The organism is Flavobacterium sp. SOK18b (genome assembly GCF_014156605.1).
GTDB classification, from domain to species: domain Bacteria; phylum Bacteroidota; class Bacteroidia; order Flavobacteriales; family Flavobacteriaceae; genus Flavobacterium; species Flavobacterium tiangeerense.
Genome location: NZ_QKNZ01000030.1, coordinates 31,429 through 54,990, shown reverse-complemented (window position 1 = coordinate 54,990; position 23,562 = coordinate 31,429). Strand labels below are relative to the sequence as shown.

At 34.4% G+C, this 23,562-nt stretch carries 19 protein-coding genes; 11 read left to right on the top strand and 8 right to left on the bottom strand.

The window, feature by feature from the left end; all coding sequences use genetic code 11:
- Nucleotides 1-211: 211 nt before the first annotated feature.
- From DNC80_RS06605 to htpG, 6 genes are all read right to left on the bottom strand, one after another.
- Entirely contained in the window at nucleotides 212-985 is a 774-nt protein-coding gene (locus tag DNC80_RS06605; protein ID WP_182650290.1) for a DUF3667 domain-containing protein, read from the bottom strand.
- Nucleotides 986-1,196: 211 nt separating this feature from the next.
- Nucleotides 1,197-1,895 carry a carboxypeptidase-like regulatory domain-containing protein gene (locus tag DNC80_RS06600; protein ID WP_182650288.1) on the bottom strand — a complete coding sequence of 233 codons (699 nt, stop codon included), beginning with the start codon at nucleotides 1,893-1,895 and terminating at the stop codon, nucleotides 1,197-1,199.
- 132 nt (nucleotides 1,896-2,027) lie between these two features.
- Nucleotides 2,028-2,696 carry a DUF6624 domain-containing protein gene (locus tag DNC80_RS06595; protein ID WP_182650287.1) on the bottom strand — a complete coding sequence of 223 codons (669 nt, stop codon included), beginning with the start codon at nucleotides 2,694-2,696 and terminating at the stop codon, nucleotides 2,028-2,030.
- Nucleotides 2,697-2,837: 141 nt separating this feature from the next.
- On the bottom strand, nucleotides 2,838-3,503 hold the full coding sequence (locus DNC80_RS06590; RefSeq protein ID WP_182650285.1) for a hypothetical protein: 666 nt from the start codon (nucleotides 3,501-3,503) through the stop codon (nucleotides 2,838-2,840).
- Between the two features lie 164 nt (nucleotides 3,504-3,667).
- Entirely contained in the window at nucleotides 3,668-4,624 is a 957-nt protein-coding gene (locus DNC80_RS06585) for a hypothetical protein (protein ID WP_182650283.1), read from the bottom strand.
- A gap of 410 nt (nucleotides 4,625-5,034) precedes the next feature.
- A complete protein-coding gene (gene htpG, locus DNC80_RS06580; RefSeq protein ID WP_182650281.1) occupies nucleotides 5,035-6,921 on the bottom strand; it encodes a molecular chaperone HtpG in 1,887 nt (628 codons plus the stop codon).
- 181 nt (nucleotides 6,922-7,102) lie between these two features.
- On the opposite strand from htpG, the gene DNC80_RS06575 reads away from it, so the two are divergent.
- The 3 genes from DNC80_RS06575 to DNC80_RS06565 all read left to right on the top strand — a co-directional run bounded on the left by DNC80_RS06575 (nucleotide 7,103) and on the right by DNC80_RS06565 (nucleotide 9,339).
- Nucleotides 7,103-7,579: a lipocalin family protein gene (locus DNC80_RS06575; protein ID WP_182650279.1), complete on the top strand. Its 477-nt coding sequence runs from the start codon at nucleotides 7,103-7,105 to the stop codon at nucleotides 7,577-7,579.
- Nucleotides 7,580-7,592: 13 nt separating this feature from the next.
- A complete protein-coding gene (locus tag DNC80_RS06570; protein ID WP_182650277.1) occupies nucleotides 7,593-8,288 on the top strand; it encodes an OmpA family protein in 696 nt (231 codons plus the stop codon).
- Between the two features lie 103 nt (nucleotides 8,289-8,391).
- Complete coding sequence (locus tag DNC80_RS06565; protein ID WP_182650291.1) at nucleotides 8,392-9,339, top strand: ABC transporter ATP-binding protein; 948 nt, start codon at nucleotides 8,392-8,394, stop codon at nucleotides 9,337-9,339.
- 101 nt (nucleotides 9,340-9,440) lie between these two features.
- Here the strand turns inward: DNC80_RS06565 and DNC80_RS06560 are convergent, their stop codons facing one another.
- The gene (locus DNC80_RS06560) at nucleotides 9,441-11,852 is read right to left on the bottom strand and encodes a S9 family peptidase (protein WP_182650275.1); all 2,412 of its coding nucleotides are present in this window, start codon (nucleotides 11,850-11,852) and stop codon (nucleotides 9,441-9,443) included.
- Between the two features lie 271 nt (nucleotides 11,853-12,123).
- On the opposite strand from DNC80_RS06560, the gene DNC80_RS06555 reads away from it, so the two are divergent.
- Entirely contained in the window at nucleotides 12,124-13,131 is a 1,008-nt protein-coding gene (locus DNC80_RS06555; RefSeq protein WP_182650273.1) for a 3-oxoacyl-ACP synthase III family protein, read from the top strand.
- A gap of 131 nt (nucleotides 13,132-13,262) precedes the next feature.
- Nucleotides 13,263-14,258, top strand: coding sequence for an isoaspartyl peptidase/L-asparaginase family protein (locus DNC80_RS06550; protein WP_182650271.1), 996 nt, complete (start codon nucleotides 13,263-13,265; stop codon nucleotides 14,256-14,258).
- A 203-nt stretch (nucleotides 14,259-14,461) separates the two neighbouring features.
- Here the strand turns inward: DNC80_RS06550 and DNC80_RS06545 are convergent, their stop codons facing one another.
- A complete protein-coding gene (locus DNC80_RS06545; RefSeq protein WP_182650269.1) occupies nucleotides 14,462-16,870 on the bottom strand; it encodes a TonB-dependent receptor domain-containing protein in 2,409 nt (802 codons plus the stop codon).
- Nucleotides 16,871-17,164: 294 nt separating this feature from the next.
- Here DNC80_RS06545 and argS point away from each other — a divergent pair, with 294 nt between their 5' ends.
- The 6 genes from argS to DNC80_RS06515 all read left to right on the top strand — a co-directional run bounded on the left by argS (nucleotide 17,165) and on the right by DNC80_RS06515 (nucleotide 23,544).
- Nucleotides 17,165-18,943, top strand: coding sequence for an arginine--tRNA ligase (argS, locus tag DNC80_RS06540; protein ID WP_182650267.1), 1,779 nt, complete (start codon nucleotides 17,165-17,167; stop codon nucleotides 18,941-18,943).
- Nucleotides 18,944-19,078: 135 nt separating this feature from the next.
- Nucleotides 19,079-20,440 carry a signal recognition particle protein gene (gene ffh, locus DNC80_RS06535; RefSeq protein ID WP_182650266.1) on the top strand — a complete coding sequence of 454 codons (1,362 nt, stop codon included), beginning with the start codon at nucleotides 19,079-19,081 and terminating at the stop codon, nucleotides 20,438-20,440.
- A gap of 74 nt (nucleotides 20,441-20,514) precedes the next feature.
- Nucleotides 20,515-21,396, top strand: coding sequence for a bifunctional 5,10-methylenetetrahydrofolate dehydrogenase/5,10-methenyltetrahydrofolate cyclohydrolase (locus tag DNC80_RS06530; protein ID WP_182650264.1), 882 nt, complete (start codon nucleotides 20,515-20,517; stop codon nucleotides 21,394-21,396).
- 218 nt (nucleotides 21,397-21,614) lie between these two features.
- Nucleotides 21,615-22,541, top strand: a complete 927-nt coding sequence (locus DNC80_RS06525) for a magnesium transporter CorA family protein (protein ID WP_182650262.1) — start codon at nucleotides 21,615-21,617, stop codon at nucleotides 22,539-22,541.
- Nucleotides 22,542-22,633: 92 nt separating this feature from the next.
- Nucleotides 22,634-23,248 (top strand): hypothetical protein, encoded by a 615-nt coding sequence (locus DNC80_RS06520; protein ID WP_182650260.1) that lies wholly within the window; start codon nucleotides 22,634-22,636, stop codon nucleotides 23,246-23,248.
- 2 nt (nucleotides 23,249-23,250) lie between these two features.
- Entirely contained in the window at nucleotides 23,251-23,544 is a 294-nt protein-coding gene (locus DNC80_RS06515; protein WP_182650258.1) for a transcriptional regulator, read from the top strand.
- Nucleotides 23,545-23,562: the final 18 nt, after the last annotated feature.

The window sequence follows — 23,562 nt, the reverse complement described above, 5'->3', positions numbered from 1 at the left end:
ATTACAACTAATTATAACTAAAATTAAAAATAACAATGATTTTTTCATCTAAATCGATTTTTTTGGCAACATTGCCTGCAAATTGTAATTACTCGTAACAAACACTCCCAATCAACATCTAGTCTAACTACAAACATGTGTATAGCAGTTCAAAAATTAAAGAACGTTTTTTTTAACACTCCGAACATTAGCGACAATAGCAGAAATATTTTTATAAATTGAGATGTAAATTTATGGATGTAGTATTAGTAACGATTTTTGCAATAAGTGACATTATGACTACAATTTCAAAAAACAGAAGTGTATAAAACACAATTATTCTCCACATAAACCCTATCATGGAATACCTTTTATAGGCCGCATTGAAATACACCCAAAAAGGAAACAAAACAATCAAGAAAAAATATACAATTTTTAAAATATCTACAAAGGATTTAATGTCCTCAAAGACTCTCAAAAGTGACAACAAGTTGGCAAATAAACACAAAACCAATATTCCCAACAAATTTATTCCTGCAATGATGAAATGCTCCGCTAGGTTGATTTTCAATCTTTTGAAAATCAGAAAAGCATTAACCGCAATTAACGGGACGAATCCAAATAGAATCAATTTTACATTATTCGATAAGAAGTTCATTAATTGGATTCCCTCATTTGTATTTTTAGAAACTGATGGAGGATTCAGGTCATGATAATAATGCACCGTTAGAATATTCAAAGCGATTATTATTAAAGAGAGTGCAAAAACATTGTAGTAGTTTACTCTTTTGCCATGAATGTAATCCAAAGCTGCTTGCCCAGGTCTTGTAAATGTTTCTTTTAAAGTAAATAAGATTCCTCTTTCTAAATGGAACACACCGTGTATGATATCGTGGGCAAAAAAATGCTTTAAGGTTATGGCATGTGTATTGCTTTTTTGGCCGCAATTCTGACAATAATTACCAGAAACATCTTGTTCACAGTTTAGGCATTGTTTGTTCTCCATGGGTTACTATTTTGCTTTTTAGAATAGGTTATATTTTGTAAGTAAAAGTAATAATTTATTGTATCTAAATAAAAAAGCTTTCAAGTATATTACCTGAAAGCTTTATTAAAATTATTTTGTCTAGTCCTGAAATAGCGATACATAAAAAGTACTGTTATAGAAAATCATCAAGAAATAGCAGTGATTGCTAAAACAATAAATCATTTAAAAATTAACGAAATATACTTCTAATCCTATCAAAGATATTTCGCTTACGGACAATAACGACCTCTCCCATCATCATTTCAGTTGGAATCATTTCAATTTTAAGATTGTTTGTTGTTTTGATTACTTCAATTTCTTTACTTTCCATTCCGATGTAATGAACAAGTAGCAACTTCGATTTTGAATAATCTTGCACTGGTATCTTAATGGTAAATGTCCCGTTAAAATTAGTTGTTACGCTTGTTTTAGATTTTTTATGCTCAATCACTGCTCCGGGAAGTGGTGTGCTTGTTTTAGCATCAGCGGTTAATTTTTCTAAAACAATACCTGAAACGGTTATAAAAGAGGTTTCTGTTTGTTCTACAATAGCAGAGCTCAATTGTGAATCAATAACTTCTATTTTCGCTTTTTCTTTTTGAGCCACTACTGGCATTGCTGTCAAAAGAGACGTAATACTAAAAAGTACTCCCCAAAAAGGTGTTGGTGTAGGATTTGAATTTGTAAATTCTGTATTGATTTGATTTTTAGATAATCTACCGCAAACGGTAGTTTTACTCGAAATTTTACTCAAAATTTGAGCATTGGTGTGTAACTCAAAATTGATGACCTCTTTTTTACAGCTTGCGCAAAATTTACCTTGATTTGTAGCACTCATGGAATTCCAATTTGCGTGGCATGGTTTGGGTATTTCTAGTTTGTATTTCATCTTATACTACAAAGTTTAAAATTCAACAATTTGACGGTTTGACTTCTTAATTCTTCTTTTAGGTTTACGAATCTCTTTGACTGCGCATCGCAAGGTATAGCATATAGCTGAAGACATTCACACAGCAGCGCTTTATTGATATAGTTTTGGTTCTTTCATTCCTTGTTTTACATAATAATCTTTATTCATTTCAAAGTGACTTGTCGTCATCTCATTATAATATTCTTTAAATGAAGATAAATTATATTTTAATCTCAGATTATCAATATTTAATGAATCAAGTAATCCGTTTTTTGGAATTGCTTGTCCTACTTTATTGTATGTAACTTGCGAACCAAATCTCTGCTTTTGGTTAAGATTAATTGCAATTCTGTCCTCAAGCATTGCATAATTAGATTTTTCTGCATTATTTTTCTCGATTTCTTTTCCTAATGCTTTAAGCATTTTCTGTTGGAACTTAATATCATTGTCTGCGTGTTGGATAGTAATCCAGAATTTTTTCGAGTATTCTTGACCAATTTTATCATATCCCAAATAACCATATTCTGAATATATTTTTTTAATTTTTTTTTGATTATCAAGATCAACACTATCACTTTTTATCTCAAAAATTTTCCACGCTTCATTTTTTCCAAATTTTTTAAGGAGGTCTTCAGAAGGAGTTGCAAAGCTATATTTTTGGTCAATAGTAAATATGTAATCCAGTTTAGCAGTTATTTTTTCTTTCTCGGAATTCGACATTTCTTTAGTTGGATTACAACTAATTATAACTAATATTAAAAAAAATAATGATTTTTTCATCTATTTCGATTTTTTTGGTAACATGGTCTATAAATTGTATATTAGTAAAAAAACTTCCCAAACACGAACCAGTCTAGCTCGAGACATTCGCACAGCAGCTCAAAGTTTTTAAGAAAGTTTTTTTTTAAACACTTCGATTACCTAAGGTAAATTAGATTTATAATTAGATTCAATACTTTCGCTAAGTTTAAGAAGTTGTTTGTAAAAACTGTCATGTAGAGTATTGCTACTTGATATAAAAAGCATTTGCTCAACATGAGGAGATATTCTGGTAACATATAGCATATGGATTAATCTTAAAATATATTTTTTTTGTGTATTATCGACTTCTGCAGAATCAATTATTTCTAAAAAGATTTTAAGACTGCCAAGGAGAAAGATAAAGTCTTTAAAAAAAGAATTTTTCTTAAAGTCTGCACTTGTTTTTCTAGCTGAAAATGTTTCAACGAATACTGACAAAGCTTTTTGTCCTTGATACATGAATCCATTGTTAACTGATCTAGAAGCAAAAATTATGTTTCTAAAATCATCTTTCTGATCTTTGTATAATTCGTGCAATAATTCAAAATTATTTTGGTTAGTTTGAATCTTATTCGCCTTATTCTGCTCTAAAAAGCTAACATAAATTAGGATTGATCCTATGATGTTGATGATAGGTGAGGTTATACCTCCGATTGTATCACCAATTTCGCCGGTGTTAGATAAATCCCAACTTTGGAAAACATTTTCTCGTGTGAGCAAATATATTGACGCAAATAAAATAAGAATAAGCCCGATTGTAAGAAATGCAATATTTTTTAATTTCATTGTTGATTGTTGTTTCGAGTTTTTAGAATTTTTCTTCAACGTTACGGTGCCCGTAGAGGTTTGCGACTTACAAAGTTGAGTATTTTCGGCTAGATGAAATACGATATAAAACGGTAATTCCATAAAATCCACAAATCGCTACAGACTTATGTTATATGCCGTCTTTATTTTTTCCGTGTTTCCATTATTCCGGCAGGTTTGTAATGTTCACAATAAACATCTAAACCAAATCTTATTACCAAGGCTGCTGCAGTTACAATTAAGGCATGAAAACCTATACTTATAGAAGATAAAGCCGCAGCAACTGCACCAATAATATATTTTGAATTTACTACTGAACCTACAACTTTATCATTCCACATTTTATATACAGCACTATTTTGGTCGCAAATTGAATTATAAATAGTTCTTTTAAAAGATTTAAAAACCGTTTTTCCTGTTTCCTCGTCTTTTATGGCATCTTGTGGAGACGTTAAAAGTATTCTTTCTGCTGAAGGAAGTTGATTTTTCGCAAAGCTATCAACTTCAAATAATAAAGATTTTGTTGTTTCAGGGACATTATTTCCTAAAAGTTTAAATAATTCATCTTCAGTTTTTGTGCCAACTAGCAAACTTACTTCATTCTCTAAAGTTTCAAGCGTATAATCTGACTTAATATTATATTTATCTTTCAAACTATATAATGCAACTTCTTCATCAAAACGTTGAATTATATTTTTGTTAAAAAGTCGTCTTGTCCTTTCAGTTTTAATAACATGGTTGTTATTTAATACTTCTTTTATTAATGGTTTTGCTTTTTCTACGTTTGAAAACCTCAGATAACATATTGCAAGTAATGCACTAGCTTCTAAATGGATTCTTGTATTTTTACTAACTGATCTCCTTACACTGATAAATCCACTTTCAGCAAGAGCATATTGGTCAGTATCTAAAGCTAATTCGAAAAACCAATTTCTGTATTGCGCTAACAAAGTTGAATGATTATTTAAATTTAATGTAGATTGAATATCATTTAAAACAATTTTTGCGGTTTTCAAATCCTTACTAAAAATAGCTTTTTCGAATTGTGGTTTCAAAATTGACAATCTTCTTTTTTGTATATCGGTTAATTTTATTGACATAAATTATTATTTATTAGTTGTTGTCACAGCTAAAATGAGATACAACTTGTTCATTGATATAGCAAAACCTTCGCAAACACCACCCAATCAAGCGGAATTAAAAAAGTTTCATCTCACCATATTCATTTCTCAAATATATTAAAATAATCTTACAAATTGTGTTTTAAAAAAACGACCTTGTAAATATTATCCGTCTCAAATAGCCCCGATAGCAGCGGAAATCCTTTGCGATGGCGGCAGCCAAAAGCAAAGATTACAGCGTATAGCGGGAGTACACGCCTGCTGAAAACGGTTGATCTGCTTCAAAAAAAAAGCCGCCCCAATTGGGACAGCTTTTAGGAGGTAAGTTTCCGAAGCAAGTTCGGAATAAGCGATTCACGCCATTTTAGATTATAAAATGGGTTGGCTACTTATTTAATTAGCTCGAAACTTCTTTTTACAAATGCAGTTAAGGCTTCGCCTTTTAGCAAGTTTTGAGATAGTTTGGCTAAGTCTAGCGCTTGTTTTACTAGGCTTTCTTGAGCGTCTTTGTCTTTGTTGTTTAGGATGCTGCTGGCCAATTCAGAGTTAGTGTTTACTACTAAATTGTACATTTCTGGCATGTTGCCCATCCCGAACATTCCACCGCCACCGCTTTGACTCATTTCTTTCATACGGCGCATGAATTCTGGCTGTGTGATGATAAATGGTGCCGAGTTGCTGTCTAGCGCTTCTAGTTGTACGCTATACGTTTGTTTTGGTACAATGGTTTCTAGAACGGTTTTTAGGCTGGTTTGTTCTTCATCTGAAAGTTTTGAAATAGTAGTTTCGTCTTTCTTGATCAAATTGTCAATATGATCCGAGTCTACACGTACAAAAGTCAGGTTACTGTTGTCGCCTTCAATTTTCTGGATTAAGTGCGAGATAATTGGAGAGTCTAGCAATAATACTTCGTATCCTTTGTCTTTGGCTGTAGCAATGTATGAGTGCTGAGCATCCTTGTTTCCTGCGTACAAAATAACCAGTTTACCATCCTTATCAGTTTGTGTGGCAGCTAGTTTTTCTTTTAATTCTTCGAGCGTGTGGAATTTGCCATCTACGGTTGGGTAAAGTACAAAGGCGCCTGCTTTTTCATAAAACTTGTCTTCGGATAACATTCCGTATTCCAAGACAATTTTAATGTCGTTCCATTTTTGTTCAAAATCTTCACGGTTTTCTGTGAACAATGATTTTAATTTATCGGCAACTTTACGCGTGATGTAATTAGAGATTTTTTTAACGGCAGCGTCAGCTTGCAATCCTGAACGCGATACGTTCAACGGAATGTCTGGCGAGTCTACCACACCTTTTAACATCATTAAAAATTCAGGTACAATTCCTTCTACGTTATCGGTAACATAAACTTGGTTTTGGTACAACTGAATTTTGTCTTTCTGGATTTGCAAATCAGATCCTAGTTTTGGGAAATACAAAATACCAGTTAAGTTGAACGGGTAATCTACATTTAAATGAATGTGGAATAACGGCTCGTCAAACTGCATTGGGTACAACTCGTGGTAGAAGGTTTTGTAATCCTCAGCAGCCAATTCTGTTGGTTGTTTGGTCCAAGCTGGATTTGGGTTGTTGATGATGTTGTCTACGGTAATGGTTTCGGCAACGGCATCTTCTGGAGCATCTTCTGGCTTAGGAAGTGTTTGTGTTTTAGTTCCAAATTTAATTGGAATAGGCATGAATTTGTTGTACTTATTCAACAATTCTTTGATTTTGGCGTCTTCTAAAAATTCTAAAGAATCTTCAGCAACGTGCAAAATAATTTCAGTACCACGTGTGGTTTTATCAGCTGGTTCTAAAGTGAATTCTGGGCTACCATCACAAGTCCAGTGCGCAGCAGGCTCGTCTTTGAATGATTTGGTGATGATTTCTACTTTCTCAGCTACCATGAAAGCAGAGTAAAAACCAAGACCAAAATGTCCGATAATTCCAGAATCTTTAGCGGAGTCTTTGTACTTGTCCAAGAACTCTTCGGCTCCTGAAAAAGCGACTTGATTGATGTATTTTTCAACCTCATCAGCAGTCATTCCTAAACCTTGATCGATGATGTGGATTTTCTTTCCTTCTTTGTCAATTTTTACCTCGATCATTGGGTTGCCATATTCTACTTTGGCTTCGCCAATACTGATCAGATGCTTTAATTTTAAGGTGGCATCGGTACCGTTCGAAATCAATTCTCTCAAGAAAATTTCGTGGTCGCTGTATAAAAATTTCTTGATTAAGGGAAAGATGTTTTCTACTGAAACATTAATTTTACCTGTTGTCATATTTTTTAAATTTTAAAATTAAATTGGTTACCAATCAGGCTTTCAAATAGAATACCAATTGTAAAAAGGGTGACAAAATGGCGTAAGCGTTAATTATGATACAAAATGTTAAAATTGTGAAACATAATTTCAAAAATGCATAGTATCTTTGTGTAAGTATTAATTCATTAAATGTATCAAAATGAAAAAAATTATTTTAGTGTGCGCTATAGCCGTTTTGATGTTTGCTTGCAAGTCAACATCAGCTACGAGTACCAAAACAGATAGAAAATCGCAAGTTGCCATCAAAGGAGACTGGGTTATTAGCTCAGTAACATATCCAGGATCTCAATATGTAAAAGTAAATAGCTTTCAGTTGGCTGACTCGGAATGTTTTGTAGGTAGTACTTGGAAATTTGTATCAAACAATAACAAAGGAACTATGGCTTTGACCAAAGCAAATTGTGTTGCATTTAGTTCTCCAATTACTTGGTTTGTAAACAATGAAGGTCAGTTTGTTTTAAAAGTTTTAGACGCTGGCGAAAAAGCAAGAAAAGTGAGAGATGGTTATATTTTAGGTCTTGCTAATCAAACGGAAACTTCGTTTCAACTAGTAGATAAAATAGATGTAGCGGGAAAAATGACTGATGTAATATATCAGTTTCAAAAAACTAACTAAAAAATAAGATAACATGAAAAAGATTTCAGTAGTTGCTATAGCAACAATAATGGTTATAGGTTCAATTTTTACAAGCTGTGAGGCTGTAAAAAACACAAACAAAACTCAAAGAGGAGCAGGAATAGGTGCTGTTGCAGGTGCTGTTCTAGGTGGAGTTCTAGGTAACAATTTAGGAAAAGGTGGTAATGGTGCTATGGGTGCTGTACTAGGAGGAGTTATTGGTGGTGTTGCAGGTGGTGCTATCGGTAACAAAATGGACAAGCAAGCACGAGAAATTGATGCTGTTCTTCCAGGTGCTGAGGTAGTACGTGTTGGAGAAGGGATTAAACTAGTATTGAATGAAAATGCAGTACGTTTTGATACGAACAAATCTACATTGACTGCTGCTGCAAAAGCAAACCTTGATAAATTAGTTCCTGTTTTTGGAGAATATCCAGACACTAACATTACTATCTACGGATACACAGATAGTACAGGTCCAGCAGATTATAACTTGAAACTTTCAGGGGATAGAGCTGCGGCGGTACGTAATTACTTGTCAAGCAAAGGAGTTTCTTCTGCTAGATTTAAAGTAACAGGTATGGGTATTGCTGATCCTATTGCTTCTAATGAAACTAATGAAGGTAGAAGCCAAAACCGTCGTGTAGAGTTTGCTATTACGGCTAACGAAAAAATGATCAAAGATGCTGAAGCTGAAGTGAAAAAATAAGCTTAAAGTACTTTAAAAACAAGAGCTGTTTCTTTTTAGAAGCAGCTTTTTTTGTGCTTAAAATTGATTTAAAGATTGTAAATTTGCACTTTAATTTTTGATGATGCTAGAAATAAAAAATATACACTTTTCTTATAGTGATAAGCCTGTAATTACAGATATTAATTTTACTATTGAGAAAGGGCAAAACATTGCTATTATTGGGGAAAGCGGTTGCGGAAAAAGTACCCTGCTCAAACTTATTTATGGTTTACTAGATCTCAATAGTGGATCAATTAGTTACAACGAAAAACCAATACTGGGTCCCAAATACAACTTGATTCCTGGCGTTGCTTATGCTAAATACCTGGCTCAAGATTTTGATTTAATGCCCTATACTACCGTAGAGGAAAATGTGGGGAAATTTTTGTCGAGCGCTTTTTTACCTCTAAAAAAACTCCGAATTCAAGAGCTACTCGAAATGGTGGAGATGACGGAGTTTGCCAAAGTGAAAGCCAAAGATTTAAGTGGTGGGCAACAACAAAGGGTAGCCTTGGCCAAAGCTTTGGCCCTCGAGCCAGAAATTTTATTGCTAGACGAGCCCTTCAGCCATATTGATAATTTTAGAAAAAATGCTTTAAGACGCAACTTGTTTGCCTATTTAAAGAAAAAAGGAATTACCTGCATCATAGCCACACATGATAGTGTGGATTCCTTGTCATTTGCTGATGAAACTATTGTGTTGCAGCAAGGACAAGTAGTGATCAAAGGTGCTTCAAGAGCTTTGTATGAACTTCCGGCAAATAAATATGTAGCGTCTCTTTTTGGTGAAGTCAATGAGTTTATGCTGTCACAAATTATAGACATTGACCCCGCTGATGACGAATATTTATTGTTGTATCCGCACCAATTAAAAGTAGTAGACAATGCAAAAATGACAGCGGTTGTCAAGCAATGCTATTTTAGAGGCAGTCATTTTTTAGTTAAAGCTGCTTTTGACAGAAGAGCTATTTTCTTTGAGCATGACACGGAGTTAGACTTTAATCAAGAAGTCAATTTGATGTTAGCGTAAAGTTGGATTTCTTTCCCTTCAGATATAAAAAAACAATCCCCGAAACCAGATTTGATTTCGGGGATTTTTGTGTTTAAAAACTTCGCTTGAATAAGCTGCGTTTAGTTTTTCAAATATTTCTCTAAAAACTGATCTTGTTCCCATAGCAGGTGCAAAATATTTTCTTTGGCTGCATAACCATGACTTTCTTTTGGTAAAATAACCATTCTTGCTGGAGCTCCAAGCCCTTTTAGTGCTTGAAAGTAGCGTTCGGTTTGCAAGGTGAAAGTTCCTGGATTGTTATCCGCTTCACCGTGTACAAGTAACATTGGTGTTTTCATTTTTCCAGCATTCATAAACGGAGACATTGCAGTATACACTTCTGGACTTTCCCAGTAATTGCGTTGCTCACTTTGAAAACCAAAAGGAGTCAATGTTCTATTATAAGCGCCACTGCGGGCAATTCCGCAAGCAAATAAATTAGAATGTGTTAGTAAATTAGCTGTCATAAAAGCTCCGTACGAGTGTCCGCCCACAGCTACTTTTTTACGGTTAATGTATCCTAAAGCATCAACTGCATTAATAGCAGCCTCGGCATTATCAACAAGTTGTGTAATAAAATTGTCATTTGGTTCTGTAGTTCCTTCACCAATGATTGGGAAAGCAGCATCATCCAGCACCACATAACCTTTGGTTACCCAGTACACAAACGAACCGTAATTTGGAAAAGTGAATTCATTTGGGTTTTGCGTGCTTTGACCTGCTGAATTTTTGTCCTTGTATTCTGCTGGGTAAGCCCAAATCAACAAGGGCATTTTTTCTTTTTTAGCCTTGTCATATCCTAAAGGTAAATACAAGGTTCCAGATAATTGAACACCATCTTTACGAGTGTATTTGATAACTTCTTTACTCACGTTTTTAATACTTTCAAAAGGATTTTGAAAAGTGGTGATAGGTGTTAATTTGTTTTTTTGTTTGATGTTTCTCAAGTAGTAGTTTGGATATTCGTTTTTAGACTGAATTTGGACCAAAACCGTACCTTCTTTTAAGTTTTCAATTTCAAGAATATCTTCTTTTTTGTCCGTGTACGATGAGGTGTATAGTCTCTTAGTTTGCAATGTTTTTAAATCCATTTCACTAATAAAAGGGAATTGTCCGTTCTTAGTAAAACCAGCACCTATTAAAAAAGTTTTGTTGTTTTCTATAGCCAGTACATATCTGTTGAATTCGTTTTTGCGCGTTTCAAAATTTCCAGGATCTGCATACACATCTTGAGAATTTCGGTCAAAAATTACTTTAGGTGCTTGTTCAGGAGCTGCAGGATTGATGAGGTAGGTTTTTGTGTTTCTCGTATCATACCATTCATCCATAAGTACCGCTACATTTTCAGTACCCCACATGATGCCGCTAAAACGTTGCGGTGTTTTTACAAGCGTATTTGCAGGAGTGGTAAAAGGTGCGTTCCATAGCAGGACTTCATCTCTAAAATCAACTTTATTCGCTGGGTCACCACCATCAAGTGCTTCTACATAAACTAGTGTAGCTGGTTTATCTGCTCTCCAGCTCATGTTGCGTTTGCCTTTGCGAACTGCCATAAAACCTTTCGGGATAATTTCGGTCAACGGAACTTCGTTTACTGTTTTTACTTCATTTCCGTCTTTATCAAACACTACTGATTTTGATGGAAAACGGCTCAACGGAACTATATAAGAAAACGGTTTTTGAATAGTTGTTAGCATCAAGTAATTTCCATCAGGGGAGAAACTTTCACCCGCGTACATAGCTGCTTTTTTAAATAGAGTAGCTGTACCATCTAAATTAATTTTGTATAATTCGGATGTCATAATGTTCTCAAAATTGATCTCATCATTGGCGTTTTTTAACATGTCAGGATACGTTCTGTTTTGAGATTTAGATCCATCGGCATTAGAAATAATTGGTCCAGTAGGCAAATCTTTTTTAGAATCTAGCAAAGCTGCTCTATTTTTAGGAAGCATTTTTACAAGAAGTGTATTGTTATCTTTCATCCATACAAACGGACTTCCAATATTGGCGTTTAAGTTTGCCTCTGTGATTTTTTTGGCTGTAGCCAATGCCACATCGATAGTCCATAACTCAACACCAGTTGCGGCAGTATGCGTAAATGCAATTTTTGAATCATTAGGTGACCAAGAAATATTACTGATACGTGGGTTTTGAGGAAGCCCAGCAACTTGCACTTCATTTTGATCCTTTACTTTTCTAATTTTTAAGTTGTTCACATAGGTAACCGTACTTGAAATATTTGTAGTAGGATTGATACGTAAACCTCCTAGTCTAAGTTCGTCTTGATTCAAATCGTCAAGCGACTTGTAGGTATTGCGATAAGATAATAAAAGGTATTCTTTTTTAGTATCCATTGACACGGATGGAGCTCTTTCATAATCAGCAAGAGTCAAGATAGAGGGAGATGGTTTTTGGTAGGTTACGTTTTCCTGTGCAAAAGTCTGTAAACTCATGCCAAGGAAAAGGAGTAAGGACATTTTTAATTTCATAATTTTAATGATTTTAAATTAGCTTGAATAGTATCTATTTTTAGTCTGCTTAACTGCAATGTTGTTACATTTGTTGTGTAAAACTTTACAAGAAACTTCTTTTTTAATAGATACTGTCAATTTAAATTTCATTTATGATAATTGAGTTGACGGTTTGCAAGGCCTCAAAAAGCTTAAAACTTGTAATTTGCTAAAAAAGTGGTATTTTAGCACCCTGAATTTTAGAGTTAGTTCTAAATTTGCAATCTGATTTTAATAAAACAATAATTATATGTATCATTCAAGAATAGCAGGATTGGGTTATTATGTACCCGAAAACGTGGTTACAAATGACGATTTATCTAAGATTATCGATACCAATGATGAATGGATTCAAGAGCGTACCGGTATAGAAGAGAGACGCCACATCATAAAAGGAGAAGATACGACTACATCTATGGGTGTAAAAGCTGCTGAAATAGCTATTGAACGTGCTGGTGTTGCCAAGGAAGATATTGATTTTGTAGTTTTTGCAACGTTGAGTCCTGATTTTTATTTCCCTGGTCCAGGAGTTCTAGTACAGCGTGATTTAGGATTAAAAACAGTTGGTGCTCTTGATGTTCGTAATCAATGCTCTGGTTTTATTTATGGTTTGTCTGTTGCAGATCAATATATTAAAACGGGAATGTATAAAAACATTTTAGTAATTGGTTCAGAAGTACATTCTACTGGATTAGACATGACTACTCGTGGTCGTGGCGTTTCAGTAATTTTTGGAGATGGAGCAGGCGCCGCTGTATTAAGTAGAGAGGAAGATTTGACTAAAGGTATTTTGTCTACACATTTACACTCCGAAGGGCAACACGCAGAGGAGTTAATTGTAAAAGCACCCGGAATGGGAGGTCGCTGGGTAACAGATATTTTAGCAGATAATGATCCAGACGACGAAAGTTATTTCCCTTACATGAACGGACAGTTTGTGTTTAAAAATGCTGTAGTTCGTTTTAGCGAAGTGATTAATGAAGGATTGCAAGCGAATAACTTGCAAGTTTCTGATATTGATATGTTGATTCCTCATCAAGCAAATTTGAGAATCTCTCAATTCATTCAAAAGAAATTTGATCTTACGGATGACCAAGTGTACAACAACATTCAAAAATATGGTAACACAACCGCAGCTTCTATTCCAATTGCTTTAACTGAAGCATGGGAAAAAGGTAAAATAAAATCAGGAGATACCGTGGTTTTAGCGGCTTTTGGTAGTGGTTTTACTTGGGGAAGTGCTATTATAAAATGGTAAATAAACCCTATATTTATAAGGTGAATACATAATAAAGTAAAAAGTCTGTACAAATTTGTACAGACTTTTTTTTTGGAAAATAAAAGCTATTTTTATACACTAGTTATTTCAAATACTAAACCTTTTTAATTATGGCAAACCGCAGAAATTTTTTAAAAACAACAGCTCTTGCCTCAGCAGCTTTTGCGTTGCAAGCATTCAAAGGCAATGCGAAAACAGAAAATAGTATTGAACCCAAGAAAATCAACAAACCAATTGTACTTTCGACTTGGAATTTCGGTATGCAAGCGAATGTGGCTGCTTGGGAGGTTTTAAAAAATAATGGGAAAGCGCTGGATGCTGTTGAGGCTGGCGTAAAAATTCCCGAAGCTGATCCAAAAGAGCGAAGCGTAGGTTATGGCGGTAGACCAGATCGCGATGGCCGAGTAACTCTGGATGCTTGTATCATGGATGAAAATGCTAATATTGGATCTGTGGCGTGTTTAGAGTTTATTAAGCATCCTATTTCTGTGGCACGTGCAGTAATGGAAAAAACACCTCACGTAATGCTGGTAGGAGATGGTGCCCTTCAATTTGCTGTTTCGCAAGGGTTTGTCAAGGAAAATTTACTAGTAGCTGACTCAGAACGGGAGTGGAAAGAATGGCTAAAAACCAGTGATTACAAACCTATTGCTAATATTGAAAATCACGATACCATTGGCATGATTGCGCTTGACGCAAATGGAGATTTATCTGGGGCTTGCACTACAAGTGGCATGGCGTTTAAAATGCATGGCCGTTTAGGAGATTCGCCTATCATAGGCGCAGGTCTATACGTAGATAACGAAATTGGCGCTGCCACTGCTACAGGTCATGGGGAAGAAGTAATACGTATTACAGGTTGTCACTTGGTGGTAGAACTAATGCGACAAGGGAAGTCTCCACAAAAAGCATGTGAAGAGGCAGTCATGCGTATTGTCAATTTGACCCAAAAAAGAAATAAAAATCTAAAAGATATTCAAGTTGGTTTTATAGCCTTGAACAAAAAAGGGGAGTACGGATCATATTGTATTCAAGGTGGTTTTAATTATGCGGTACATGATGCAACAGGAAATCGCTTGATTGATGCGTCCTATTTTTTAAAATAATAACACTTACTGAAAATAAAAAATTCGGAGTGGCATGCTCCGAATTTTTTGGGTAACAAACTATTAAAACTAATTTTTTAGAATTGGAAAAGCATTTTCGAATTCAAAAAAAAACTAGACAATTGAGTTGATAAAATATGCAACTGACTCATCATGTTTTTTATATACTATCAAAAATTAAAATTTTGTAACACTATTTTTTTCTAGAACAAACCTCCGCCTTGTTTGGTATTGTCTTCTCTTTGTTTGCGCTGCAGGTTTTTAGTTTTACCTCCGCCAAAAGCATAATTGAAACCTACAAATACGGATTGACTTTCCCATCTAAATTGACCTCTTTGTGGATACGGATTTTCACCGTCAAAACCTGCTTTCATGGTGTTGAAAATATCATTGAATCGGATGCTTAATGTAGCCTTGTCTTTCAAGAAAGAGTAGCGTCCACCAGCGTCAATTTTGTACATTTCTTTGTTGTTAAATTGAACACCATCAACTCCAGATCTATAAAAACCAAATAATAGAAAACGTAGACTTTTACTAGCTTTGAAATTGCTATTAAAACGAGCATTAAATGCTGCTGCAGCAACTTGTTTGGTAACCAAATCGAATGAATTTGTAGCAGTGTTTATTTGCGATACAAGTCCTTTCTGGTTGATGTTTGAGTAATCTATTGCAGGTTGAATATCCCACCAACTATTAATTTTATAATTCATAGAAACTTCAAATCCATAGGCAGTATTGTTGTCAAAGTTGTCAAAACTTAAAATTTGTTGGTCTTGATTTTGAGGATCAGGATAAATGATTCGGTTAATTTCGTTTTGAATGCTTCTTACAAACAATCCGGTGGTTAATGATCCCTTTGAAAGTGTCTTCGTGTAATTAAATTCTATTGAGTTTGTAAATTGCGGGTCTAATTCCGGATTTCCGATAGAGGTTAATCTAGGCGAACTAAATTCTCTCAGGGGTTTTGTTTGATCTATTCCAGGTCTGTCTACACGTCTACTAAAACTGATTTGGAGTTGGTTTTTCTCAGATGGGGAGTAGGTCATAGACGCTGATGGATACACTGTAAAATAATCATCTTTGTAAGCAACGGTGCCGTTTAGCACTGCTTTTACATGATAGCTTTCAAAACGTGCACCCAATTGGTAACCAATTTTTTTGAATTTTTGTCCATAGGTTGCATAAGCCGAATAAATGTCTAAATCATACGTGTATTTTGAATTTGTCAAAGCAGCGTTGTTAGTAGCATAATCGTTATCGGTGCGTAAATTTCTACTTTCTGCACCAAGCTCTAAATTTGTTTTTTCGTCAAGCGGATTTGTGTAATCAAGATTTACAATCGTGCTTTTTCTTTTTTCGCCAAGGGAATCATCGTAAGCGCTACTTGGGATGCTTGGATTGGTATACGTGGTGCGAAAACGTGCTATTTGATCTTCAGAGAAAATGCTGTGATTCACCTCTAAATCAAGTGTTTCTCCTTCTTTACTTGTTAGGTGTTTTAGCGCAACATTATAAGTTCCATCGGTATTGTCAGTGAGGTAGTTCGATTTTAATCCAATATTTTGAGAAGCGTTAGGATTAACGACACTAATATCAATTATACCATCACTCTTAAAAATATTTTGATTGGTATAAGCAGACAATGTGTTTTTATCGTTGATGTAATAATCCATTCCAAATTTCACAAGATGTGACTTGTTATCATTCTTTATTTCAAAAATTTGATTGGAATTATCATCTAATCGTGATATCATGCCTTCATTAAATCGGATGCCAAAATTATTTCCATAAGTCGAGAAAAAATTCACTTTTCCTGTTCTGTAGTTCATGTTCAGGGTGTTGGAAATCTTTGGAGTTTGGGCAAATGTTAATCCAGAATTGATGCTGGCATTCAGGCCGTCATTTGCATTTTTATGTAAAACAATGTTGATAATCCCAGACATTCCCTCAGGATTGTATTTTGCGCTTGGGTTTGTAATCAGTTCAATTTTTTTGATAGAGGCTGATGGGATTTGTTTTAATAATTGCGAAGCCTCAATGTTACTGGGTCTGCCGTCAACTAAAACACGTACATTTTCATTACCTCTCAAGGAAATTTTGCCATCTTGATCTACATTTACAGAGGGGATGTTACTCATAATCTCTGATGCGGTGGCTCCTGCGGTAGTCAAGTCTTTACCCACATTAATCACTTTTCGATCTATTTTTTGTTCAATGGTTGAGCGTTCCGCTATAATTTCTACTCCTTTAAGTTGTATAGCGTCTTCTTCTAGAATTATGGTATTGAGATTGGCCGATTTTTGATCTGTAGAAAGTACAACTGGTTTAGAAACAGTTTTATATCCCATAAATTGAATTTCAACGGTATACTTTTTTAGAGGTAAATTTTTAATGCTAAAAAGTCCTTTCTCTGAAGTAATTTCTCCGGTTAGCACTTTGCCGTCTTCCTTAACAACTACATTTACATATCCAAGCGGTTCATTAGTTTGCTTGTCGATTATTTTTCCGGTGATTAGTCCAGAGTTTTCAAGTGGCGAGATTTTACTTGAAGTTTGTGCTTGTACAGTAAACAGCGTTACCATAAAGCAGATAATTGATAGTTTCAATTTCATGATTAATTTGATTTGATTGATTTGATTGATGAGGCAAATGTATTCTTTTAAATAATACTATGTTAAACATAATACTGTTTTATGTGTTATTTAACATTTAATTAATATTTGGAACACAGTAACCTTAATAATAGACTGTTTTGAAGTATAATTGTTACATTAATTTCTAAGTAATTTTGATTTGTTTTGTATTTTTTACTTTATCAGTCTGATTGTGAGTTGTAAATTATGTTGGTATCCAATTTTCAATTTCCTTGATTATGACTATATTTGCTGTCTCAAAAAAAATATAAAATGACTTTACCACAAGTTCTTACACCCGCAATAGAAAACGCAATAAAAACCTTGTTTGACGTGACCATTGAAAAGGTGGAGTTTCAAACCACTCGTAAAGAGTTTGAGGGAGATATTACCATGGTTATTTTTCCGTTGTTGAAACTAGTAAAGAGTAATCCTGTAGAATTAGGAAATAAAATTGGAAATTATTTAGTCGAAAACCTAGCTGAAGTAAGTCGTTTCAATGTAGTTTCGGGTTTCTTGAATATTGTAATTGCCGATCAATATTACTTAAATCTATTTGCAGGAATAAAAGATAATGCTACCTATGGTTTTGTGACGCCTTCGGCAAATGATAAAGCCGTTATGGTCGAATATTCCTCTCCAAATACCAATAAACCTTTGCATTTAGGACACGTTCGTAATAATTTGCTAGGATATTCAGTAGCTGAAATCATCAAAGCTTCGGGTAAAAAAGTATATAAAACTCAAATCATTAATGATAGAGGAATTCATATTTGTAAGTCCATGTTGGCTTGGCAAAAATTTGGTGAAAATCAAACTCCTGAAACATCAGGCTTAAAAGGAGATAAGTTAGTTGGTAACTTTTATGTGGCATTTGATAAGGCCTACAAAGAAGAAATTAATCAACTAATGCAAGCAGGTAAAACAGAAGAAGAGGCTAAAAAACAAGCTCCTATTATTCTTGAAGCCCAAGAAATGCTCCAAAAATGGGAAGCTGGTGATGCTGAAGTGAAAGCTTTGTGGGCTAAAATGAACCAATGGGTTTACGATGGTTTTGCCATTACATACAAGAATTTAGGAGTCGATTTTGATCGTTATTACTATGAGAGTGATACCTATTTACTAGGGAAAGATGTTGTCCAAATTGGTTTAGAAAAAGGAATTTTCGAAAAAGATCCAGACGGTTCTGTTTGGATTGACTTAACTGACGAAGGTCTTGATCGTAAAATTGTGTTGCGTTCAGATGGTACGGCTGTGTATATGACTCAGGATATTGGTACGGCAATTCAACGTGTGAAAGACATGCAAGATGTTGGCGGAATGGTTTACACTGTAGGAAATGAGCAAGACTACCATTTTAAAGTATTGTTTTTGATTCTGAAAAAATTAGGTTTTGATTGGGCAAAAAACTTATACCACTTGTCATACGGAATGGTAGATTTACCATCAGGAAAGATGAAATCTCGTGAGGGAACTGTTGTAGATGCCGATGATTTAATGCAGGAAATGACCGCTACGGCTCAAAAAATTGCAGAAGATTTAGGGAAATTGGATTCGTATTCACCTGAAGAAAAAGCTAATTTGTACAGCACCATCGGTTTGGGAGCATTGAAATACTATATTTTGAAAGTAGATCCTAAGAAACGAATCCTTTTTAATCCAGAAGAGTCTGTTGATTTTGCTGGAAATACGGGACCGTTTATTCAATATACCTATGCACGTATTCAATCTATAATTCGTAAAGCAAATTTTGATTATTCAACTAATGCGCAAATAGATATTTTACATGAAAAAGAGAAAGAATTGGTCAAACAATTGGAGCTTTTTCCTGAAGTAATTCAAAATGCAGCCCAGCATCACAGTCCGGCGCTTTTGGCAAATTTCACTTATGATTTAGTTCGCGAGTACAATTCGTTTTACCAAGCCGTTCCTATTTTAGGGGAAGAGGATTTAGAAAAGAAAAAATTCAGAGTACAACTGTCTAAAAAAGTAGCCGAGGTTATTGCTTCATCATTTAAGTTACTGGGAATTAATGTTCCTGATAGAATGTAAATAGTAGAAAACGGCTTCAAAATGAAGTCGTTTTTTTGTTGGAATATACAACAAAAAGAGGTGCCAATAATCTAATTATCTAATTGCCTAATTTCCTAATTAGTTTATCTTTGCATTTCAAAATAAATCAATACTATGTTCGATAATTTAAGCGAAAAACTAGATAAAGCCTTCCATATACTAAAAGGTCACGGAAAAATAACTGAAGTAAACGTAGCAGATACTTTAAAAGAAGTTCGACGTGCTTTACTTGACGCCGATGTTAACTTTAAAATTGCCAAAGATTTTACTACAAAAGTTAAAGAAAAAGCAATTGGTCAGGATGTACTAACAACGCTTCAACCAGGGCAATTATTAGTTAAGTTAGTCAAAGATGAATTGACTGAATTAATGGGTGGCGATGTTGCCGGAATTAATTTATCGGGTAATCCATCTGTTATTTTGATGTCTGGATTGCAAGGTTCTGGAAAAACTACTTTCTCTGGAAAATTAGCCAATTATCTATTAACTAAGAAAAACAAAAAACCATTATTAGTTGCCTGTGATATTTACCGTCCTGCAGCGATCCAGCAATTATATGTAGTTGGAGATTCTATTGGTGTTGAGGTATATTCAGAACCAGAAAATAAAAATCCAGTTGAAATTGCTCAAAACGCAATCAAACATGCTAAAGCAAATGGGTTTAATGTTGTCATTGTCGATACCGCTGGTCGTTTGGCTGTGGATGAAGAAATGATGAACGAGATTGAACGCGTGCACAAAGCAATTCAACCACAAGAAACCTTGTTTGTTGTTGATGCGATGACGGGTCAAGATGCCGTAAATACAGCAAAAGCATTCAACGACAGATTGAATTTTGATGGTGTTATCTTAACAAAATTAGATGGTGATACCCGTGGTGGAGCTGCTTTATCTATTAAAACAGTTGTAAATAAGCCTATTAAGTTTGTAGGTACTGGAGAGAAAATGGAAGCTATTGATGTTTTCTATCCTGTACGTATGGCGGAGCGTATTTTAGGAATGGGTGACGTTGTTTCCCTTGTGGAGAGAGCTCAGGAGCAATTTGATGAAGAAGAAGCAAGAAAAATCCAAAAGAAAATTGCTAAAAATGAATTTGGTTTTGATGATTTTCTTTCTCAAATTCAGCAAGTAAAGAAAATGGGTAACATGAAAGACTTGGTAGGAATGATACCGGGTGCTTCAAAAGCGATGAAAGATGTTGAAATTGAAGACGACGCTTTCAAACACATTGAAGCTATTATTTACTCAATGACCCCAATGGAAAGAAGTAAGCCAGCTGTGATTGACGTGAAAAGAAAGGCAAGAATTGCAAAAGGTTCTGGAACCAAAATTGAGCAAGTAAATCAGCTAATGAAGCAGTTTGACCAAATGAGCAAAATGATGAAAATGATGCAAGGTCCGGGTGGAAAAAACCTAATGAAAATGATGGGCGGAATGAAAGGCGGAATGCCTGGTGGAATGCCAGGAATGAAATAAAGAATTTAAAAAGAGAGTCTTAAAGTCGTTATGATTTTAAGACTTTTGTCTTTACTATATTAAACAAAACAACAATGCAACTACTAGACGGAAAAAAAACAGCAGAAGACATTAAAAGCGAAATTGCTGTTGAAGTACAAAAAATGAAAGCCAATGGTGAGAAAGTTCCTCATTTGGCAGCCCTAATCGTAGGGAATGATGGCGCAAGTTTAACTTATGTGGGTAGTAAAGTAAAAGCCTGTGAAAGAGTAGGATTTGAGTCTACTTTGATTAAAATGCCCAACACAACTACAGAAATTGAATTGCTTAAAAAGATCAAAGAATTAAACGAAGACGATCAAATTGACGGTTTTATTGTGCAATTGCCACTTCCCAAACAAATTGACGAGCAAAAAGTTTTAATGGCAGTTGACCCAAGCAAAGATGTAGATGGTTTTCATCCTGAGAACTTTGGGAAAATGGCACTTGATATGACTACTTTTATTCCTGCCACTCCATTTGGTATTCTAGAATTGCTAGATCGCTACGGAGTAGAAACAAAAGGAAAACACACGGTAGTTATTGGCCGCAGCCATATTGTGGGTAGACCAATGAGTATTTTGATGGGACGCAAAGGTTTTCCAGGGAACTCAACAGTGACACTTACGCATAGTTACACCAAAAATATAGAAGAAATTACCATTCAGGCTGATATTATAATCACAGCTTTGGGTGTTCCCAATTATTTAAAAGCAGAAATGGTGAAGGATGGAGCAGTTGTTATTGATGTGGGTATTACTCGCGTTCCTGACGAAAATCACGAAAAAGGATATGTGATCACCGGTGATGTCGATTTTGATCAAGTAAGCAAAAAAGCATCTTTTATTACCCCAGTTCCTGGTGGAGTGGGACCAATGACCATTGCTATGTTGTTAAAAAACACACTCTTGGCAAGGGAAATGAAGAGAAATAAATAAAAATTTTTATATAGAAAGCCTCAAATTTATTTTTGAGGCTTTTTTGTCTTAAGATGCTCCTAAAATATAACTAGCAAAAGCTTAGAATCTAAATTTAAAGAATACTTTTGCAACACTAAAAAAAAACGGTAATGGACGATTATTATTCGGAAATGTTAAACTGATATAGCGCTTGAACAATTTTCAAGATGCTATACATAAACCTATAGAATTTTGAAATGAGAGCTTTTTACAAAAACAATAACGGATTAAGTGCTACTACTAATTGGACTCCAAACTGCTGGATCAATATTGAATGCCCTACCGAAGCAGAAAAAAAATATTTACTCGAAGAATTACAAATTCCCGAAGCATTTTACAATGACATCGAAGATATTGACGAAAGACCAAGGATAGAAATTGAAAATAGTTGGACTTTAATTATCATGCGAATTCCTGTGAAAAGCAACGATGTAAAGTTGCCTTTTCATACGATTCCTGTTGGTGTTGTTTTTAAAGGTGAAGTTTGTATCACTATTAGTTTTCATAAGACAGAAATGCTTTCTGATTTTGTGACTTATACCCAACGTAAAAAAATCGACATTAAGGACAACTTTGATTTGGTACTCAAGCTTTTATTATCCTCTAGTGTTTGGTTTTTAAAATACTTGAAACAAGTCAATCAAAAGATAAAATTAGCCGAGGATAATTTAGAAAAATCAATCAAAAACGAAGAATTACAGGCTTTACTCCAAATAGAAAAATGTTTGGTGTTCTTTATGACTTCCTTGAAAGGCAATGATATTTTGCTGCATCGAATCAAAAATATCAAATCCCAAAAAGAGCATTTTGATTTGGAATTATTGGAAGATGTAGAGATAGAATTGCGCCAAGCCCAAGAAACTACCAATATATATAGTGACATCTTAACCGGTACAATGGATGCATACGCCTCTGTGATATCAAATAATATGAATACGATTATGAAGCAAATGACTTCAATTTCGATTATTTTGATGATTCCCACCTTGATTGCCAGTTTATACGGAATGAATGTTCCCAACGATTTAGAGAACAATCGCTATGGCATCTGGATTGTAATTGCAGTATCTATTATGCTTTCGTGCTTTGGAGTATTTTTGTTCAAAAAGAAAAGATGGTTTTAAGAAACATTATTTAAAAAAAAATATTTTTTCTTCTTCCTTTTCTTGGATTATACATTAAAAACAATAACTTTGTAAATCAAAGTACTTTTAATATGAGTCACAATATTCAAGAAGATCTAGTTCACATTCGTTCCATGATGGAACGTTCTTCAAGGTTTATTTCCCTTAGCGGATTGTCAGGTGTTTTTGCAGGAGTCTTTGCGCTACTTGGTGCGGGTTATGCTGCTTTTTTGTTTGAGTCAAATGAGATGTCTTATTTTGATGGATTGGAGAAAGTGTACAGTGTTGATTTGATTTATAAACTAATTGTAGTGGGGATTGTAATTTTAGTTCTTGCTCTTCTTTCTGGATTTCTATTCACTTTTAAAAAGAGTAAAAAAAATAATTTGCTAATCTGGACTTCTACCACAAAAGTGATGCTTTTGCAATTAGCAATTCCTTTAGCAGTCGGAGGCGTCTTTTGTCTAGCTTTAATATATCATGGTCTTTTCGCTTTTTTAGCACCAGCTACTTTACTTTTTTACGGATTAGCATTGGTAAATGCGGGTAAGTATACGTATTCAGATATTCAGTATTTAGGATATTTTCAATTATTTCTTGGGTGTGTATCTTTATTTTTTCTAGGATATGGATTGATTTTTTGGACCCTTGGTTTTGGAATTCTACACATAGTTTACGGAACGATTATGTTTAAAAAATACAGATAATCATGGGTATTATCGATAAATTAAATAAAGATTTCGAAAGTCGAATCCGATTAGGATTAATGTCTGTATTGATGGTAAACGATTGGATCGATTTTACAGAGATGAAGGCATTATTAAATACTACTGATGGGAATTTAGCAAGCCACTCTACTTCTTTAGAGAAATCAGGCTATATCGAAATCAAAAAAGAATTTGTAGGTAAAAAACCAAAAACCTCGTACCGAGTGACCAATATGGGCAGAGCTGCTTTTGTTTCGCATTTAAATAGTCTTGAAAAATTATTCAAATCTAAATAAACCTTTTTTTAGCTAATA